The sequence below is a fragment of the Yimella sp. RIT 621 genome (assembly GCF_004146205.1).
Lineage (GTDB): Bacteria > Actinomycetota > Actinomycetes > Actinomycetales > Dermatophilaceae > Yimella > Yimella lutea.
In genome coordinates, this window is the sequence record NZ_SEIP01000002.1 from 38517 (window position 1) to 54891 (window position 16375).

Sequence of the window (16375 nt, forward strand, 5' to 3'; positions counted from 1 at the left end):
ACGCCGCTTGGCCGACAAGCTCTAGGTCGTACTGCGACGTGCTTCGAGATGACGGAGTAGGAGTCATCGAATACACCGAGCAGCTCACCTACCTGCTGTTCCTCAAGATGGCGCACGAGCGCGCCACCCGGAAGCTGCGACCGGAGCAGATCGTGCCCGAGGAGTGCTCCTGGCAGAAGCTGCTCGACGCCCAGGGCGACAAGCTCGAGTACGAATACACCCGCATCCTCGTCGGCCTCGCCCGCGAGGACGGTGTCATCGGCACAATCTTCCGCAAATTCTGACAAGGGCTCTGGCACCGGCCAGTACTTCACACCCCGCGCGCTGATCCAGGCGATCGTCGACGTCGTCCGCCCGACGGTCGCCGACACCGTCGTCGACCCGGCCTGCGGCACAGGCGGCTTCCTCCTGGTCGCGCACGAGCACGCCGCCCGCGGCGCCGAGTCGATGACGCCAGTCCAGCGCGATCACCTGCGCGACGGCTTCGCCTCGGGCTACGAACTCGTCGACAGCACAGCCCGATTGGCCGCGATGAACCTGCTGCTCCACGGCATGGGCACCTCCAACGGTGACTCGCTGATCGAGCTGCGCGACTCGCTCATCGCCGACCCCGGCCGCCGCTGGTCGGTCGTGCTGTCCAACCCGCCGTTCGGTCGGAAGTCCTCCCTGACGATGGTCGGCGCCGACGGCCGCGAGGTGCGAGAAGACCGCGAGATCGAGCGGCAAGACTTCGTCGCGACCACGAGCAACAAGCAGCTCAACTTCGTCCAACACATCGCCACCATCCTCGACACCAACGGCCGCGCCGCCGTCGTACTGCCCGACAACGTGCTCTTCGAAGGTGGGGCTGGCGAGGTCATGCGGCGCAAGCTGCTCACCGACTTCAACCTGCACACCATGCTGCGCCTGCCGACCGGGATCTTCTACGCCCAGGGCGTGAAGGCCAACGTGCTGTTCTTCGACAAGAAGGTCGCCCGCCCCGGGCAACCGTGGACCGAGCGGCTCTGGGTCTTCACTACGCCATTCCTCGAGAAGGAGGTTGTACAGATCGAGCAACCGGTCGGCCTTCTCCCATTTGTCGACGATGACGTCTTTGCTATCAGCAATGACCAGCCGATGCAGCTCAAGGAGAACCATGAAGCGGGATGGCAACGAACCGAGGATCTCCTCGAGCACCTCCCGCGCTGCCCAATACTCAGCTTCTTCAAGGTCGTCGTCCTCGAACAGGTCGACCATGGAACACACCTCTCATCACTGCGGACGGCTCTCACCCCATCGTGGGGTGACCCACCGACAACCCCGGTTTCAGTGAGAGGGGCACGGAAGCCGAAAAGCACGATCGACCGTCCGCGCTTCCATTTGTTCGTCGGCGCGCTGCACGACGTAAAGGGCCGCCGACACGTTGAAGACACCTGACGCAACTCGAGCCTGCGCCGGGATACCGTGGCGGTGGTCGACGATGGAGACGATATGACGGCGCCACGGACGCTGGGCCTGCCCGACGGGATCACCACCTGCCTGTTCGACCTGGACGGTGTGCTCACCGACACCGCGAGCGTGCATCGCACGGCATGGAAGGCGATGTTCGACGCGTACTTGCGTGATCGCGACGGCGAGGGTTTCGTGCCGTTCGACACCGACCGCGACTACACCCACTACGTCGACGGCAAGCCACGCGAGGACGGGGTCCGCGATTTCCTCGCTTCTCGGGGCATCACGCTGCCAGAGGGAACGCGCGACGACGCACCCGGCGCCGCCACCGTCCGGGGGCTCGGGAATCGCAAGAACGAGCAGGTGCAGCAGGTGATCGCCCGCGACGGCGTGAGGGTGTACGAGGGTTCTCGCACGTACTTGGAGGCAACCAAGAAAGCAGGCCTTCACCGGATCGTCGTCTCGTCCAGCGCGAACACCGAGATGGTGCTGAGGGTCACCGGTCTCGATCGACTCGTCGAAGGCCGCGTCGACGGGGTCACGCTCGCGCGATCGAACATCAAGGGCAAACCGGCACCCGATTCCTTCCTGGCCGGCGCTGCACTCGTGGGAGCCGATCCCGCGCAGGCGGCGGTCTTCGAGGACGCATTATCAGGCGTCGAGGCAGGGCGTGCCGGCCACTTCGGCTACGTCGTGGGCGTCGACCGGGTCGGTCACGCCGAGGCGTTGAGAAAGCACGGCGCCGACGTCGTGGTCGAAGACCTCGCCGACCTGCTGAGTGGAGGAACCCGATGACCGCACACCCGTCCGCGTTCACCGTCGAGCCCTGGAAGGTGCGCGAGATCGGGCTGAACTTCGACAATCTCGCCCAGGCCGAGTCGGTCTTCGCACTCGCCAACGGACACATCGGCGTCCGAGGCAATCTGGACGAGGGCGACCCCAGCGGTCTACCCGGCACGTACCTCAACTCCTTCTACGAGAAGCGTCCGCTGCCGTACGCCGAGGCGGGCTACGGCTACCCCGATTCCGGGCAGACCATCGTCAACGTCACCAACGGAAAACTCATCCGACTGCTCGTGGACGATCAGCCGTTGGATCTGCGCTACGGCGTCATCCACCACCACGAACGCACTCTCGACATGCGCACCGGGTTGCTGCACCGCGACCTGCTGTGGGAATCGCCCTCCCGCCGTCTGGTCCGGGTGCGGTCGACCCGGCTCGTGTCGTTCACCCAGCGAGCGATCCTCGCTGTCCGCTACCAGGTGGAGGCCGTCGACAACCCGCTGCGCGTGGTGATCCAGTCCGAGATGGTCACCAACGAGGAACTGCCCTCCGTCTCCGACGACCCACGCGTCGCGGCCGCGCTCAAGGATCCGTTGATTCCTGAACTGCACAGCCACAATCACAACCGCTCACTGCTGATCCATCACACCCGGCAAAGCGGGCTTCGGATGGCGGCCGCCTGCGACCACGTCCTGCACAACCCGGGCGTCGGCAGCCACACCTACGTCGAAGAAGACTGGAGTCGCACCACGATCGGCACCGACCTCGCCCCCGGCGAGATCATCGGGGTCACCAAGTTCGTCGCGTACGGCTGGTCCTCCCGCCGCACCATGCCCGCGCTGCGCGACCAGGTCGACGGCGCACTCTCGGCGGCGCTGCACACCGGTTGGCATTCGATGGTGCAGGAACAGGCCGCCTACGTCGAGGATTTCTGGGATGGCGCGGACGTCGAGGTGGACGGCGTTCCGGTCGTCCAGCAAGCAGTCCGATTCGGACTCTGGCATGTGCTGCAAGCGGGAGCTCGCGCGGAGGGTCGCGGGATCGCAGCAAAGGGACTCACCGGTCCCGGCTACGACGGTCACTGCTTCTGGGACACCGAGAGCTACGTGCTTCCCGTGCTCACCGCCACCGCGCCATCGGCGGCACGCGACGCCCTCAGCTGGCGGCACTCGGTCCTGCCGTTCGCGCGAGAGCGCGCGCAGCACCTGAAGATGGAGGGCGCAACGTTCCCGTGGCGCACGATCCGCGGACAGGAGTGCTCGGCCTACTGGCCTGCCGGCACCGCGGCCTTTCACATCAATGCCGACGTCGCCCTTGCCGCTGCACGCTACGTCTTCTGGACCGGCGACGAGATCTTCGACCGGGACATCGCGTTGGCCATCCTGGTCGAGACCGCACGCCTGTGGGCCGGCCTGGGCTACCACGGCGACGACGGAAAATTCCACATCGACGGCGTCACCGGGCCGGACGAATACACCGCCATCGTCGGCGACAACACCTTCACCAACCTCATGGCGGCTCGCAACTTCCGGTACGCCGCCGACACAGCGCAGCGGTGGCCGGAGCAGGCGGCCGACTTGAACGTCACCGAGGACGAGATCGCGCAATGGCGATCCGCCGACGAGAGCATGGCCGTTCCGTTCGACACCGAACGCGATGTGTACCAACAGAATCGGGGAAGCACCGCCAACGAGGTGTGGGACTTCGACGCAACGCTGAAGGACGACGGCTATCCGCTGCTGCTCAACTACCCCTACTTCGAGATTTACCGCAAACAGGTCGTCAAACAGGCCGATCTGCTGCTGGCAATGCACTGGTGTGGTGACCGGTTCACGCGGGAGGAGAAAGCGAAGGCATTCGCCTACTACGAAACAATCACCGTGCGTGACTCCTCCTTGTCGGCGTGCACCCAGGCGGTCATGGCGGCCGAGGTCGGCCAACTCGAACTCGCCCACGCCTACCTCACCGAAGCAGCGGTGATGGATCTACGCGACCTCGAACACAACACCAAGGACGGCGTCCACGTCGCCTCGCTCGCCGGCGCCTGGTTGGCGCTGGTTGCCGGCTTCGGTGGGATGCGCGAGTACGACGGCCACCTGAGCTTCGCGCCGGTGCTGTCGCCGAAGATGCACCGTCTCGCCTTCTCCATCCGGTGGCGCGAGTACAAGATCCGGGTGAGCGTCACTCACGATCACGCGACCTATCAGTTGGAAGACGGCACCGAGGGTCACTGCGAACTGCGCCACTACGACCACAAGTTCACGCTGACCACCTCCAAGCCGGTCAGCTTCCCCGTCGAACCTGTCCAGCCGCTCACTGCGCAGCCCACTCAACCCGTCGGACGCGCACCCGTGTCACTGGATTGAAGGGCCGGGCCCGCGGTCAGACCCGGGGGAGTTCTCGGTACTCGTCGAGGTGCTCGACTCGCTCCGGCGCAGGGTGCTCGGCCGGAACCTTCAGCACACCGTCCGGGTCGACGAGGACGACGCGACACCCCTCCTGCTGCACCCGTCGCAGTCCCTCGGCGATCATCACCCCGGCAACGCGGTCGATCGAGGACACCCGGCGCAGGTCGAGGACGAGGCGTTCGAGATCGGTGTCATCCTCGGCGATCTCGCGCAGCACGAATTCGGCTCCGCTGAAACGCAATTCGCCTTGAAGGCTCAGGATGCGTACCAGATGTCCATCGCGCGTACGCATTCGACGGTCGCGACGCACTGCCGACTGCGACTCTTCAGGGCTGTTCATGATGTGCAGACCCATGTCGCGAGAAAGTCTGCGGCACAGGGTGATTCCACGAACGCTGTTGCCATGATCGTCCAGTCGCGGCGAGAAGGTCGCCAGCCCGACCTGACCGGAGAGCGCGCCCAGAATCCCGCCGCTGACCCCGCTCTTGGCCGGGAAACCGCAACTGGTCATCCAGTCGCCGGCCGCGTCGTACATGCCGCAGGTCATCATCACGCTGAGCACCTGGCGCACCACGTCGGTGTCGACCACGCGTTCGCCGGTGGCGGGCTGCACTCCCCCGTGTGCCAGCGTCGCGGCCATGCGGGCGAGGTCGCGGGTGGTCACCCGCAGCGAACACTGCCGGGTGTAGCCGCGGACCACATCGGCCGGGTCGCCGTCGATCACCCCGTAGGAGCGCAGCATGTTGGCGATGGCGCTGTTGCGATAGGCGTCCGCCAGCTCCGATTCGAACACCGCTTCGTCCACGTCCAGTTCACGGTCGGCGAAGGCAGACAGCCCTTGGCGCACCTTCTCGAAACGCTCGTCCGGGTCGCAGTCGGGGCCACCGATGAGCGCGTGACAGGTGAGCGCGCCTGCATTGATCATCGGGTTGAGCGGACGACCTGAGCCGGCCTCGAGCGACAGTTCGTTGAAAGGCTCGCCGCTGGGTTCGACGCCGATGCGTTTCACGACCGCGTCCACTCCGTGCTCCTGCAGCGCGAGTGCATAGACGAACGCCTTCGAGATCGATTGGATCGTGAAGGCGTTGTCAGCGTCACCCGCGCAGTAGAGGCTGCCGTTGGTCGTGCACACTGCGACCGCAAGCTGATCGGGGTCGACGTTGGCAAGTTCTGGAATGTAGTCGGCCAGCGCGCCACTGGTCTCATGCGCGCAGGAACTCAGGATCTCCTCGAGATAATCCGGTACCGGTGTCTTCACGAACCAACCGTAGGACGCCGCCAGGCGACAGCGGCGATGACCCCGTCGAAACCGGTCGGGACGTCCTCGACAACGAGCCCATACACATCCCGCCGACCCCCCGGCCACCCCAACTCACCGTGACGCGCAAGCTCCAGCACCACGTCGAGATCGAACGCACCCGCCTTGACCAGGGCCTCGGCTCGCACGAACGCTCGTCCGGTCACGCCCACGTCGGGCACGAGGAGGTCCGGATCGAGGAGGTCGATGTCGACGCCCAGCCTGTCGCCTCGGCAGGCCGCTGCTGCCGAGAAGCCGTGCGCGTGCGCCCACGACACCGACACGTCGTGATTCGTGACGACCGGACGGCCGTGCGGTCCTGCGCAGGAATCGCAACGCTGCACGAAATCGGCCGCCGGCCCCGGGCCACAGATCTGCGCGACGGCGTCCCGAGCAAGAAGCCGTGCAGCAAGGAAATCGTGTCGGTCGCACGGCCGACGCAACCTTTCCCAACGGGCTCGGTCGCTACCGGAGATCAGGCGCAACGGGTCGGGCTCGGGGTGCAGCCGCACCACCGAGCGCTGGATCAGCACCACCGGTTCCACGCCACGATCATCCCAGCAGACCTGAACCCCGGGCGCGCAGCAGGTGAACGTGGACTCCTTCTACTTCACCAACATCGCTCCTCAGATGGACAACTTCAACCGGGCAATGCGCGAGGGACTCTGCTGCCTGCTCCTCGACGGCCCGACCCAGGAGTGTGACGAGGCGTTCGGCGTAACCAGCGAGCAGACAACCAGGCCGTCGTGCACCGGCGCTCACCCCGACAATGGCTTCATGCCCGATGCTCAGTTCCCCCACCCGATCACCGGACAGCTGTTCCCCTCGCCGGTACCACCGGGAACGGGATGGCCGGGCGATGAAGCCGACGCGTCCACTCCTGTCGCGCACACGTCCGACGAGGTCGCTTCGCTGGCCGGGAGCGCGCCGCATCTCGCCGAACTGGACGCCCGGATCACCGTCTGCCGAGCCTGTCCTCGCCTGGTGACGTGGCGCGAGGAGGTCGCGAACAAGAAGCGTGCTTCCTTTGCCGCACAGCCGTATTGGGGTCGACCCGGTGCCGGCTTCGGCGACCCGGACGCTCGTGTCCTCGTCGTCGGACTCGCACCGGCTGCCAACGGCGCCAACCGCACCGGACGCATGTTCACCGGTGACCGTTCGGGCGACTGGTTGTACGCGGCATTCAACCGCGCCGGGTACGCCGGCCAGGCGTCGTCCGAACACGCGGGTGACGGCCTCGAACTCACCGATCTGCGCATCATCGCGTCCGTGCGCTGCGCCCCGCCGGACAACAAACCGACGACCGAGGAGAGGCGCACCTGTGCTCCGTGGCTCGACCGCGACCTGCAGTTCGCCGAACCGAACCTCTATTCGATTCTCGCTCTCGGTTCGATCGGCTGGGACTCCACGTTGGCGGCTGCTCGCCGACTGGGCTGGGACGTCCCGCGCCCGAAACCCAAGTTCGGCCACGGCGCAGTGGCGTTGTTGCAGAACGAAACTCGTCAGGTGAAGCTGGTCGGCAGCTATCACGTCAGTCAGCAGAACACGTTCACCGGCCGACTGACCGAGCAAATGCTGGACGCGGCGATCGGCCTGCTCGCGCCCTGACCAGGCATGCACCTGCGACGACTACCGCCAGGACGGTCGGAGCAGGCCCGGGCCAGTAGACCTTCGCGGGTTCGGTGACCATGGGTTGACCGTACCGAGGGGCACCCCCAGCGGAGTGGAGAAGGATTGCTCCTCCTCAGAAGGATGACCGAGCCTTCTCAGTGAGAGATAACCTTCTGGCTTGCGTCCCAGCGCATCTCACCGGGTCTCGATCGTGCTCGGTCAGATCGGTTCGAGGATGCGGCGCAGGAAGTCCTGGGTGCGGGGGTTGCTCGGGTTGGAGATGACCTGCGCGGGCGGACCCTGCTCGACGATCAGACCCTGGTCGATGAACAGCACCTGGTCGGCGACCTGGGCCGCGAACTTCACCTCGTGGGTGACGATCACCATCGACCAGCCCTCCTCGGCCAGATCGCGGATCACCCGCAGGACGTCGCCGACGAGTTCGGGGTCGAGGGCCGAGGTCGGCTCGTCGAAGAGCACCAATTTCGGCTCCAGAGCGAGGGCTCGGGCAATGCCGACGCGCTGCTGCTGGCCGCCGGACAGTTGGTAAGGGTATTTGTCGACATGGTCGGCCAGGCCGACCTTGGCCAGCAGGTCGAGCGCCTCGGCGCGCGCCGCTTCCTGCGAAACCCCTTGCACTACAACGGGTCCCTCGGTGACGTTCTCCAGGGCGGTGCGGTTCGGGAAGAGGTTGTAGGACTGGAAGACCATCGCGCTCTGAGCGCCGAGGCGGTTCAACGAAGCCTGCTGCGTCTTCGGCAGACGTCCGCGCTTGTTCGGGCGCACCTGGGAGAAGTCGACGGACGCGTCCGCGACCTCGACGGTGCCCGACTCGGGTAGTTCGAGGCCATTGAGCGAACGCAGCAGGGTGGTCTTGCCCGAACCCGACGGCCCGAGGATGACGGTCACGCTGCCGGACGGCACGGTGAACGAGATGTCGTCGATCACCCGGTTGTCCCCGAAGGACTTGCGGAGGTTGGAGACCTGCACCAGTTCACTCATGCCACGAACCTGCTCACTCGCTTCTCGATGCGTGCTTGGAAGAACGACAGGACGACGCTGATCAGCCAGTAGTAGAGCGCCGCGAGGCTGTACAGCGTGAAGAACTTGAAGGTCGGGGCCGCCGCGATCTGCGCCTGACGCAGCAATTCGACGACCAGGATCGCCGAGGCGAGCGAGGTGCTCTTGACCAGGTCGATGAGCGTGTTCGACAACGGCGGGACGGCCGTCCGCGCGGCCTGCGGGATGATCACGCGGCGCAACGTCGTCCGATGATCCATGCCGATCGTCCGCGCTGCTTCCCACTGCCCACGAGGCACCGACTGGATCGCGGCCCGGATGATCTCCGCACCGTACCCGGCGACGTTCAGCGAGAAGCCGACGACCGCGGCGGTGAACGGCGCCAATTTCCAACCGAACTGAGGCAGACCGAAGTAGATCAGCAACAACAGCACGAGCACCGGGATGCCGCGGAAGATCGAGATGAACAGCCGTGCCGGCAGGAACGCGAGCGGGTTGGTCGACATCCGCGCGATCGCCACACCGAGCGCGATGATCAGACCGATGACGAAGCTGATGATCGTCAGGGGGATCGTCACCTTGATGGCGGCCCACGCCATCGGCCAGGCGTTCTCGCGGATCATCTTCCAGTCGGTGATCGGCTCGGCCTTGGGGTTGAAGTACTTGTCGTACAGCCGCTGTGAGGTGCCGTCGGCCTTGAGTTCGTTGATGCCCTTGTTCAGGGCGGGCATGTAGCCCGAGTTCTTCCGGGCCGCGAGCACGGACTCCGACTTGTCGTCGGTCTCGGCGACGATCTTCACACCCGGGTTGTCGGTGGTGGCCAGGAAGTTGCGGACGGCCAGCTTGTCGTTGACCACGACGTCGACGCTGCCCTGGCGCAGGTTCTGGATCGCCTTGTCCATGCTGTCGACACCGACGACCTGCGCACCGTTCGCCTTCGCCGTCTGCGCCCAGTTGGACGTGAGGTTCTGGCCGGCCCGCTTGCCCTTGATGTCGGACAGCTTCTTGACGGAGTCGTCGTCCTCGGCCACCACGACGACACCGGTCGTCTCGATGTACGGGGTCGACAGGTCGTACAGACCTTCACGCTCGGGGTTCTTGGTGACCTGGTTGGCGACGACGTCGATGCGTCCGGACGACAAAGCCGCGAACATGGAGTCCCACGGCACCTCGACGAACTGGATGCGGACGCCGGCCTTGCGCCCCAGCGCCTCCATGAACTCGACGTCATACCCGGTGAGCTTGTTGCCCTGGTGGTAGCTGAACGGCGGGTACACACCCTCGGTGCCGACCCGCAGCAGCTTCGGCAACTCCTGCACGGACGTCGGGGCCGGCGCAGCGGCCGCCGTGCCGCCGGATCCGAGCAACGTCGCGAGGACGACAAGGACGGCCGCGAGCGCAGCGACCGTACGCGAGGTGATGGAACGCATGACGACCAGTTATACGCCGATCAATCGCTACCCACGAATCCCGCTCAGGCACGCAACCGCCCGCAGAGACCCGTGGAATGCCGCCGATGCGCGATTTCGCGCGGCTCACCGATTCGGGATCGAACCGTGCGGACTGTAAAGTGTGACCAATCCCCTTCATGTGAAGCCACCAGACGGAAGGACGCCTGGCGTGCTCTATGCACTCATTGCCGCACACGTGGTGGCGGGTGCATCGACCCCTTGGCTGGCCCGGTTCCTCGGGTCCCGAGCATTCTTCGTACTCGCCCTGGTTCCGTTCGCCGCCGGCGTCTGGTTGCTCACGCTCGCGCCCAGGATCACCTCCGGCGAGACGGTCGACGTCCGCCTGGACTGGATCCCCGGCCTCGGGGTCAGCCTCGACATGCACATCGGGCTGGTGCAGTGGGTCCTGGCGCTGATCGTCTGCTGGATCGGTGCCTGCGTGCTGATCTATTGCCGCTGGTACTTCGACAAGGAGATGCCGGTCCGCAGCGGATCGATCCTGACGATCTTCGCGGGCACGATGCTCGGTCTGGTCACCGCCGACGACCTGATCCTGATGTACGTCTTCTGGGAGCTGACCTCGGTCTTCTCCTACCTGCTCATCGCGCACGACGTGACCCGCCGGGCCAACCGCGGCGCCGCGAACACCGCACTGCTGGTCACCACCACCGGTGGTCTGGCGATGCTGATCGGCATCGTCGCCCTCGGCCACGAAGCAGGCACCTACTCCCTCAGCCAGATCATCGCCGCTCCTCCGTCGGGTGCGTTGGTGACCGTCGGCGTCCTGCTCATGCTGGTCGGAGCGCTCAGCAAGTCCGCGCTGATCCCCTTCCACTTCTGGCTACCCGGCGCGATGGCCGCCCCGACCCCGATCTCGGCGTACCTGCACGCCGCCGCGATGGTGAAGGCCGGCGTCTACCTGGTCGCCGTGCTCGCCCCGGCGTTCGCCGGCGTCGCCTTCTGGCGCCCGACCGTCCTGATCCTCGGCACCGCGACGATGCTGGTCGGCGGCTGGCGAGCCCTACGACAGACCGACCTCAAACTCCTGCTGGCCTACGGCACCGTCAGCCAGCTCGGATTCATGGTGCTTCTCGTCGGCGTCGGAACGCGGTCGGCGGCGCTCGCCGGCATGGCCCTGGTGATCGCGCACGCGCTGTTCAAGTCGACGCTGTTCATGTGCGTCGGCATCATCGATCACAGCGCGGGTACCCGAAACCTCAAGGATCTCAACGGAGTCGGCTACCGCGCCCCGTGGCTGGCCGTCCTCGGCGGCCTGGCCGCCCTGTCGATGGCGGGTGTGCCCCCGCTGATCGGGTTCGTCACCAAGGAAGGCGCGTTCGAGTCGGTCACCTACCTGGTCAACGGTGAGCCCCCGTCGGTCAGCCCGCTGGCCGCGATCGTCGTCGCGTTCGCCCTCGTCTTCGGTTCGGCGCTGACCGTCGCCTACAGCCTGCGCTGGTGGTGGGGTGCCTTCGCACCCAAGGACGGCGCCCCCGTGCTGAACTGGCACCGTCCCGCCGTCGGCATGGTCGCCGTCCCCGTCGTCCTCGGGGCACTCAGCCTGGTCGGCGGATTCCTCGGCGCCCCGCTCACCGAACTCCTCGAGCCGTACGCGCAGAGCGTGCGCACCGGCACCCCTAGCCACGGACTCGCCCTGTGGCACGGCCTGGGATGGCCGCTGTTCATGTCCGTCGCCGCAGTCGTCGCCGGCATCGGCCTGTTCCTGGCCCGCGACCGCATCGCCGCCGTCCAGTCGACCTTCCCCAAGACCGTTGCAGCAGAAGAGATGTATCACCGCTCGATGCGCGGCATCGACCGTCTCGCTGTCGAGACCACGGCACGCACACAGCGCGGTTCGTTGTCGATCTACCTCGGCACGATCCTCATCGTGTTCGTCTCGCTGGCCACCTACTCCATGCTGCGCATCCAGCAGTGGCCCTCGGTCCGCCTCGCCGACAGTTGGGCGCAGATCCCGATCGCGATCGTCATGGTGTGGGCCGCGTTCCTCGCGGCCACCTCCCGCGGACGCCTGCGCGCGGTGCTACTCACCGGTGTCACCGGCTACAGCCTGGCGCTGATGTTCATGATCGCCGGCGCCCCCGACCTCGCCCTGACCCAGGTGCTCGTCGAGACCGTCAGCCTGGTCATCTTCGTCCTGGTGATCCGCAAATTGCCGCGCTACTTCACCAACCGCCCGCTGAGCTCCACCCGCTGGTGGCGCGTCCTGGTGGCGCTGCTCGTCGGCACCACCGTCACGCTGATCGCGCTCGTCACCGGCGGCGCACGCACCGCGGCACCGGTCAGCGAGGAGTGGTACGACGCAGCCTACGACTTCGGGTACGGCAAGAACATCGTCAACGTGGCCCTGGTCGACATGCGCGCCTGGGACACCTTCGGAGAGATCTCCGTGCTGGTCATCGCCGCCACCGGTGTCGCCTCGTTGATCTTCCTGCGCTCCCGCACCGCCACCGTCACCCGCACGTCCGAGGCGATGGAGACCCACGACGACGACCACAAGGACGACCGCAACCCCGGCGTCTGGCTGCGTGCCGGGCAGACGCTGTCGCCGCAGACGCGCTCGCTGGTGTTCGAGGTCGTCACCCGCCTGCTGTTCGGACTGCTGATCATCACCTCGCTGTACCTGCTGCTCGCCGGTCACAACCTGCCCGGTGGCGGGTTCGCCGGCGGCCTGGTCGCGGGCATGGCGCTGATGGTGCGTTACCTGACAGCCGGCCGCCACGAGTTGGACGAGGCCGCGCCTTTCGATGCCGGGCGTCTGCTGGGCGCCGGACTGTTCACGGCGATCAGCTCCGCCATCATTCCCGTCGCGTTCGGCGGCAAGGTGCTGGAGAGCTACGACCTCCACGTCAACATCCCCGGCCCGGACTCATGGGCGACGCCGTGGGGTGCGAACTGGCCGATGTTCGGTGAACTGCACCTGGTCTCCTCGACGCTGTTCGACATCGGTGTGTACCTCGTCGTCGTCGGCATGATCCTCGACCTCGCCCGCAGCCTCGGCTCCGGCATCGACGTCCACGCCCAGGAGGACATCGCCCCCATGCCGCTCGCCTCGTCCACCAAGGCGATCCCCGGTCAGGAGCGTCGTCGATGACCGCGAACCTGACCCTCAGCATCACCGCCGGACTCCTTGTCGCGGCCGGCGTCTACCTGCTGCTCGAACGCTCGCTGTCCCGGATCCTGATCGGGGTGGTGCTCTGCTCGAACGGCGTGAACCTGTTGTTCCTGAACGCAGCCGGCGACGCCGGCACACCACCGATCATCGGCATGTTCTCCCGCGAGACCGCGGCCGATCCCCTGCCGCAGGCCATGGTGCTCACCGCGATCGTCATCACCCTCGCCGTGTCGGCGTTCGTGCTCGCGATGGCGTACCGCAGCTTCCAACTGCACGGTCACGACGAGACGGCGGACGACGTCGAGGACTCCCGCATCCGCGAACTGGCCAAGAAGGACGAGGCGTCCGACTCCTTCGAGGAGACCACCTTCTCCGACAGCGGTGAGGACGTGGTGAGCGAATGAACAACCTGCTCCCCGTCCCCGTCCTGCTCACCATCTTCGGTGCCGGTGTGGCGCTGGCGCTCCCACGTCGTCCGCGCCTGCAGCGTGCCGTCTCGGTGCTGTGCCTTTCCGGCGTCATCGTCGTCGCCGCGATCCTCATGTGGCACACCGACCAGGAAGGTCCCCTGGCGCTGTGGATGGGTGACTGGCCGGCGCCGCTCGGCATCGTGCTGGTGGCAGACCGCCTGAGCGCGCTCATGCTGCTGGTCGCATCCGTGGTGGCCCTCGCCGTCCTGGTGTTCTCCACCGGCGCCGAACACGACGAGCAACGCCGCGACATCCCGGTCTCGATCTACCACCCGACCTTCCTGCTGCTGATCGCCGGTGTCTCCAACGCCTTCCTGGCCGGCGACCTGTTCAACCTGTTCGTCGGATTCGAGATCCTGCTGTTCGCGTCCTATGTGCTGCTCACCCTCGGCGGCACGGCCGACCGCATCCGGGCCGGCACGACCTACATCATCGTCAGCCTGCTGTCGTCGTCGCTGTTCCTCATCTCGATCGCCTCGATCTACGCGGCGACCGGCACCGTCAACATGGCGCAGCTGTCCCAGCGGCTAAGTGACCTGTCCGAGCCGGTGCAGTTGTTGCTGCACATGCTGTTGCTGGTCACCTTCTGCATCAAGGCGGCCGTCTTCCCGCTGTCGGCCTGGTTGCCGGACTCCTACCCCACCGCCCCGGCACCGGTCACGGCCGTGTTCGCCGGCCTGCTGACAAAGGTCGGCGTGTACGCGATCATCCGAACGCAGACATTGCTGTTCCCCGGCGAGCACCTGACCAACCTGTTGTTGGTGGCCGGTTTGCTCACGATGATCATCGGCATCCTGGGCGCGGTCGCGCAGACCGAGATCAAGCGGATGCTGTCGTTTACTCTGGTCAGCCACCTGGGCTACATGATCTTCGGCATCGCGGTCGCCAACCCCGCCGGCCTGGCCGCGACGATCTTCTACACCGCGCACCACATCACCATCCAGGCCACGTTGTTCCTGGTTACCGGGCTGATCGAACGCCGCGGTGGGTCGTCCGCCCTCGACAACCTCGGCGGAATGGCCAAGGTGTCACCGGTGCTGGCGTTCCTGTTCTTCCTGCCCGCGATGAACCTGGCCGGTATTCCGCCGATGTCCGGCTTCATCGGCAAGCTGGGCCTGATGCAGGGCGGTGCCGAACTCGGCACCCCGCTCGCCTGGGTGGTCGTCGTCGGCGGCATCGTCACCAGCCTGCTGACGCTGCTGGCGATGGCCAAGGTCTGGAACCGTGCGTTCTGGGGCACCTCCCCCAGCAAGCACGACGACGAGGAACTGCACGGAGCCGTCGCCGACGACCTGTCCGGCGACCGCCGTCCGATGCCGCCACTGATGGTCGGTGCGACCGGTGCCCTGGTGCTGTTCAGCCTGTCGCTGACCTTCTTCGCCGGGCCGCTGTACGACTACACCGGCCGGGCCGCGGCGAACCTGACCGATCAGAGTTACGTCCGCGCCGTCCTGGGCGAGGTGCAGCCATGATCAACGCACGCGCCCGAATGCGCTTGCGTCCCGCCGCGACGCTCAGCATGGCCGTGGTGTGGATGCTGTTGTGGGGGTCTCCGTCACCGGTGACATTCCTCGGCGGCGTGTTGCTCGGTTGGCTGATCACGATCGTCTTCCCCTTGCCGCCGATCCACCTGTCCGGGCGTCCGCACCTGGTCGGTTGCATCGTCCTGCTCGGTCATCTGCTGCGCGATCTCGTCGTGTCGTCGTTCGGGATCATCCGCCTGACCTGGGGACGCGAGGTGCATCTTCGCTCCGGCATCGTGCGTACCGAGTTGTTCTCCGACAACGACCTCTACCAGGTGCAGGTCGCCGAACTGACCTCGCTCATTCCGGGCACTGTCGTCGTCGAGATCGTCCGTTCGCCACGACGTCTTTACCTGCACGTGCTCGACCTCGAGGGGGAGCACGCGATCGCCGATGTTCGGCACCAGGTGCTCGAGACGGAGCGGCGGGTACTTCGAGCGTTCGGCACGAAGCAGGAGCAGGACGCCTTCGAGACCGCCTGCGTCAAGCTGCCGCCCACAGCCACCCGCCGCGACGAATGGGAGGTTGAGGAATGACCTTGGTTGCACACGTCATCATCGGCATCGCAGCCGTCGTGCTCTTCGCATCCGCCCTGATCGCGGTCGGACGCATCGCGTACGGCCCCAGCCAACTCGACCGCAGCGTCGCCGCCGACCTGATGGTCGCGGTCGTCATCGCATCCGTCGGACTCTGGGCGGCGTACTCCGACTCCTCCACCGAGATCAACGTGTTACTGCTGCTGTCGATGCTCGGGTTCACCAGTGCCGTCGCCGTCTCGCGCATGGTGGCCGACCGAATGGTCAGCCGGCGCCGCTACGAGCAGACACACCACAGCGACCAGGAGAGCACGTCATGAACGGGTTCCTCGACCTGCTCGGCGCGATTCTGCTGCTGATCGGTTCGCTGCTGTGCCTGGGCGCGGCGGTCACGCTCGTCCGCTTCCCCGACCTCCTGTCGAAACTGCACGGAATCACCAAGCCACAGGTGCTCGGCATCATCGTGATCGCGCTCGGCATCGCGCTGTCGCTGCGCACCTGGTACGCCGTGGGCATCTGCGTGCTGATCGTCTTCATGCAGCTGTTCACCGCACCGGTCGCCGGCACGATGGTCAGTCGCAGCGCCTATCGCGCCGGCCTGATCGACTCCGACACCCTCGTCGTCGACGAACTCGCCGAAGACCTCGCCGACTCCGGCTTCGCACAACGCACATCCGACGACAACCAGTAACCCTGCGGTGAGTCGGGCGTC

The 16375-nt window shown here is 66.3% G+C and carries 15 protein-coding genes; 11 read left to right on the forward strand and 4 right to left on the reverse strand.

What is annotated here, in order from left to right; genetic code table 11:
* Positions 1-38: 38 nt before the first annotated feature.
* From EU513_RS16245 to EU513_RS02070, 4 genes are read left to right on the forward strand one after another with little or no spacing between them, the layout of a single operon-like run.
* The gene (locus EU513_RS16245; RefSeq protein WP_240795884.1) at positions 39-284 is read left to right on the forward strand and encodes a type I restriction-modification system subunit M N-terminal domain-containing protein; all 246 of its coding nucleotides are present in this window, start codon (positions 39-41) and stop codon (positions 282-284) included.
* A complete protein-coding gene (locus tag EU513_RS02060) occupies positions 253-1416 on the forward strand; it encodes a class I SAM-dependent DNA methyltransferase (protein WP_240795885.1) in 1164 nt (387 codons plus the stop codon). Before EU513_RS16245 ends, EU513_RS02060 begins: the two co-directional genes overlap by 32 nt.
* A gap of 54 nt (positions 1417-1470) precedes the next feature.
* Positions 1471-2226, forward strand: a complete 756-nt coding sequence (locus EU513_RS02065; RefSeq protein WP_129624201.1) for a beta-phosphoglucomutase family hydrolase — start codon at positions 1471-1473, stop codon at positions 2224-2226.
* Positions 2223-4580: a glycoside hydrolase family 65 protein gene (locus EU513_RS02070; RefSeq protein ID WP_129624202.1), complete on the forward strand. Its 2358-nt coding sequence runs from the start codon at positions 2223-2225 to the stop codon at positions 4578-4580. Before EU513_RS02065 ends, EU513_RS02070 begins: the two co-directional genes overlap by 4 nt.
* 16 nt (positions 4581-4596) lie before the next feature.
* On the opposite strand, the gene EU513_RS02075 is transcribed toward EU513_RS02070, so the two are convergent.
* Positions 4597-5880, reverse strand: a complete 1284-nt coding sequence (locus EU513_RS02075) for a glutaminase (RefSeq protein ID WP_129624203.1) — start codon at positions 5878-5880, stop codon at positions 4597-4599.
* The gene (locus EU513_RS02080) at positions 5877-6464 is read right to left on the reverse strand and encodes a 4'-phosphopantetheinyl transferase superfamily protein (protein WP_129624204.1); all 588 of its coding nucleotides are present in this window, start codon (positions 6462-6464) and stop codon (positions 5877-5879) included. The genes EU513_RS02075 and EU513_RS02080 overlap by 4 nt, the downstream gene beginning before the upstream one ends.
* A 232-nt stretch (positions 6465-6696) precedes the next feature.
* Between EU513_RS02080 and EU513_RS02085 the strand changes: the two genes are divergently transcribed.
* The gene (locus tag EU513_RS02085; protein WP_129624493.1) at positions 6697-7527 is read left to right on the forward strand and encodes a uracil-DNA glycosylase; all 831 of its coding nucleotides are present in this window, start codon (positions 6697-6699) and stop codon (positions 7525-7527) included.
* A 222-nt stretch (positions 7528-7749) separates the two neighbouring features.
* On the opposite strand, the gene EU513_RS02090 is transcribed toward EU513_RS02085, so the two are convergent.
* Entirely contained in the window at positions 7750-8532 is a 783-nt protein-coding gene (locus EU513_RS02090) for an amino acid ABC transporter ATP-binding protein (RefSeq protein WP_129624205.1), read from the reverse strand.
* Positions 8529-9980, reverse strand: a complete 1452-nt coding sequence (locus tag EU513_RS16620; protein ID WP_129624206.1) for an ABC transporter substrate-binding protein/permease — start codon at positions 9978-9980, stop codon at positions 8529-8531. Before EU513_RS16620 ends, EU513_RS02090 begins: the two co-directional genes overlap by 4 nt.
* A gap of 190 nt (positions 9981-10170) precedes the next feature.
* Here EU513_RS16620 and EU513_RS02100 point away from each other — a divergent pair, with 190 nt between their 5' ends.
* The 6 genes from EU513_RS02100 to mnhG are packed head-to-tail and all read left to right on the forward strand — an operon-like array spanning position 10171 to position 16354.
* Positions 10171-13113, forward strand: coding sequence for a Na+/H+ antiporter subunit A (locus tag EU513_RS02100; RefSeq protein ID WP_129624207.1), 2943 nt, complete (start codon positions 10171-10173; stop codon positions 13111-13113).
* Positions 13110-13538, forward strand: a complete 429-nt coding sequence (locus EU513_RS02105; protein ID WP_129624208.1) for a Na(+)/H(+) antiporter subunit C — start codon at positions 13110-13112, stop codon at positions 13536-13538. The genes EU513_RS02100 and EU513_RS02105 overlap by 4 nt, the downstream gene beginning before the upstream one ends.
* Positions 13535-15076, forward strand: coding sequence for a Na+/H+ antiporter subunit D (locus tag EU513_RS02110; RefSeq protein WP_129624209.1), 1542 nt, complete (start codon positions 13535-13537; stop codon positions 15074-15076). The genes EU513_RS02105 and EU513_RS02110 overlap by 4 nt, the downstream gene beginning before the upstream one ends.
* Positions 15073-15663: a Na+/H+ antiporter subunit E gene (locus EU513_RS02115; protein WP_129624210.1), complete on the forward strand. Its 591-nt coding sequence runs from the start codon at positions 15073-15075 to the stop codon at positions 15661-15663. Before EU513_RS02110 ends, EU513_RS02115 begins: the two co-directional genes overlap by 4 nt.
* The gene (locus EU513_RS02120; RefSeq protein ID WP_129624211.1) at positions 15660-15983 is read left to right on the forward strand and encodes a monovalent cation/H+ antiporter complex subunit F; all 324 of its coding nucleotides are present in this window, start codon (positions 15660-15662) and stop codon (positions 15981-15983) included. The genes EU513_RS02115 and EU513_RS02120 overlap by 4 nt, the downstream gene beginning before the upstream one ends.
* Positions 15980-16354 carry a monovalent cation/H(+) antiporter subunit G gene (gene mnhG / locus EU513_RS02125; protein WP_129624212.1) on the forward strand — a complete coding sequence of 125 codons (375 nt, stop codon included), beginning with the start codon at positions 15980-15982 and terminating at the stop codon, positions 16352-16354. Before EU513_RS02120 ends, mnhG begins: the two co-directional genes overlap by 4 nt.
* The last annotated feature ends 21 nt before the right edge of the window (positions 16355-16375 follow it).